This is a genomic window from Bacillus cereus group sp. Bc061 (assembly GCF_027715825.1).
Lineage (GTDB): Bacteria > Bacillota > Bacilli > Bacillales > Bacillaceae_G > Bacillus_A > Bacillus_A paranthracis.
Genome location: NZ_JAQFTZ010000028.1, coordinates 1 through 2,940 on the forward strand (window position 1 = coordinate 1; position 2,940 = coordinate 2,940).

Here is a 2,940-nt window from a genome sequence, read left to right on the forward strand (position 1 = left end):
TTTTAGTTTGGTTAAGTTAGAAAGGGCGCACGGTGGATGCCTTGACACTAGGAGTCGATGAAGGACGGGACTAACGCCGATATGCTTCGGGGAGCTGTAAGTAAGCTTTGATCCGAAGATTTCCGAATGGGGAAACCCACCATACGTAATGGTATGGTATCCTTATCTGAATACATAGGGTAAGGAAGACAGACCCAGGGAACTGAAACATCTAAGTACCTGGAGGAAGAGAAAGCAAATGCGATTTCCTGAGTAGCGGCGAGCGAAACGGAACATAGCCCAAACCAAGAGGCTTGCCTCTTGGGGTTGTAGGACATTCTATACGGAGTTACAAAGGAACGAGGTAGACGAAGCGACCTGGAAAGGTCCGTCGTAGAGGGTAACAACCCCGTAGTCGAAACTTCGTTCTCTCTTGAATGTATCCTGAGTACGGCGGAACACGTGAAATTCCGTCGGAATCTGGGAGGACCATCTCCCAAGGCTAAATACTCCCTAGTGATCGATAGTGAACCAGTACCGTGAGGGAAAGGTGAAAAGCACCCCGGAAGGGGAGTGAAAGAGATCCTGAAACCGTGTGCCTACAAATAGTCAGAGCCCGTTAACGGGTGATGGCGTGCCTTTTGTAGAATGAACCGGCGAGTTACGATCCCGTGCGAGGTTAAGCTGAAGAGGCGGAGCCGCAGCGAAAGCGAGTCTGAATAGGGCGTTTAGTACGTGGTCGTAGACCCGAAACCAGGTGATCTACCCATGTCCAGGGTGAAGTTCAGGTAACACTGAATGGAGGCCCGAACCCACGCACGTTGAAAAGTGCGGGGATGAGGTGTGGGTAGCGGAGAAATTCCAATCGAACCTGGAGATAGCTGGTTCTCCCCGAAATAGCTTTAGGGCTAGCCTTAAGTGTAAGAGTCTTGGAGGTAGAGCACTGATTGGACTAGGGGTCCTCATCGGATTACCGAATTCAGTCAAACTCCGAATGCCAATGACTTATCCTTAGGAGTCAGACTGCGAGTGATAAGATCCGTAGTCAAAAGGGAAACAGCCCAGACCGCCAGCTAAGGTCCCAAAGTGTGTATTAAGTGGAAAAGGATGTGGAGTTGCTTAGACAACTAGGATGTTGGCTTAGAAGCAGCCACCATTTAAAGAGTGCGTAATAGCTCACTAGTCGAGTGACTCTGCGCCGAAAATGTACCGGGGCTAAATACACCACCGAAGCTGCGGATTGATACCGAATGGTATCAGTGGTAGGGGAGCGTTCTAAGGACAGTGAAGTCAGACCGGAAGGACTGGTGGAGTGCTTAGAAGTGAGAATGCCGGTATGAGTAGCGAAAGACGGGTGAGAATCCCGTCCACCGAATGCCTAAGGTTTCCTGAGGAAGGCTCGTCCGCTCAGGGTTAGTCAGGACCTAAGCCGAGGCCGACAGGCGTAGGCGATGGACAACAGGTTGATATTCCTGTACCACCTCTTTATCGTTTGAGCAATGGAGGGACGCAGAAGGATAGAAGAAGCGTGCGATTGGTTGTGCACGTCCAAGCAGTTAGGCTGATAAGTAGGCAAATCCGCTTATCGTAAAGGCTGAGCTGTGATGGGGAAGCTCCTTATGGAGCGAAGTCTTTGATTCCCCGCTGCCAAGAAAAGCTTCTAGCGAGATAAAAGGTGCCTGTACCGCAAACCGACACAGGTAGGCGAGGAGAGAATCCTAAGGTGTGCGAGAGAACTCTGGTTAAGGAACTCGGCAAAATGACCCCGTAACTTCGGGAGAAGGGGTGCTTTCTTAACGGAAAGCCGCAGTGAATAGGCCCAAGCGACTGTTTAGCAAAAACACAGCTCTCTGCGAAGCCGTAAGGCGAAGTATAGGGGGTGACACCTGCCCGGTGCTGGAAGGTTAAGGAGAGGGGTTAGCGTAAGCGAAGCTCTGAACTGAAGCCCCAGTAAACGGCGGCCGTAACTATAACGGTCCTAAGGTAGCGAAATTCCTTGTCGGGTAAGTTCCGACCCGCACGAAAGGTGTAACGATTTGGGCACTGTCTCAACCAGAGACTCGGTGAAATTATAGTACCTGTGAAGATGCAGGTTACCCGCGACAGGACGGAAAGACCCCGTGGAGCTTTACTGTAGCCTGATATTGAATTTTGGTACAGTTTGTACAGGATAGGCGGGAGCCTTTGAAACCGGAGCGCTAGCTTCGGTGGAGGCGCTGGTGGGATACCGCCCTGACTGTATTGAAATTCTAACCTACGGGTCTTATCGACCCGGGAGACAGTGTCAGGTGGGCAGTTTGACTGGGGCGGTCGCCTCCTAAAGTGTAACGGAGGCGCCCAAAGGTTCCCTCAGAATGGTTGGAAATCATTCGTAGAGTGCAAAGGCATAAGGGAGCTTGACTGCGAGACCTACAAGTCGAGCAGGGACGAAAGTCGGGCTTAGTGATCCGGTGGTTCCGCATGGAAGGGCCATCGCTCAACGGATAAAAGCTACCCCGGGGATAACAGGCTTATCTCCCCCAAGAGTCCACATCGACGGGGAGGTTTGGCACCTCGATGTCGGCTCATCGCATCCTGGGGCTGTAGTCGGTCCCAAGGGTTGGGCTGTTCGCCCATTAAAGCGGTACGCGAGCTGGGTTCAGAACGTCGTGAGACAGTTCGGTCCCTATCCGTCGTGGGCGTAGGAAATTTGAGAGGAGCTGTCCTTAGTACGAGAGGACCGGGATGGACGCACCGCTGGTGTACCAGTTGTTCTGCCAAGGGCATAGCTGGGTAGCTATGTGCGGAAGGGATAAGTGCTGAAAGCATCTAAGCATGAAGCCCCCCTCAAGATGAGATTTCCCATAGCGTAAGCTAGTAAGATCCCTGAAAGATGATCAGGTTGATAGGTTCGAGGTGGAAGCATGGTGACATGTGGAGCTGACGAATACTAATAGATCGAGGACTTAACCATATAATATG

General features: G+C 51.7%; 1 rRNA gene. It reads left to right on the forward strand.

Going from position 1 to position 2,940, the window contains the following annotated elements:
• Positions 1 to 9: 9 nt before the first annotated feature.
• Positions 10 to 2,932 (forward strand): 23S ribosomal RNA (locus tag PDQ40_RS27965).
• Positions 2,933 to 2,940 lie beyond the last annotated feature (8 nt).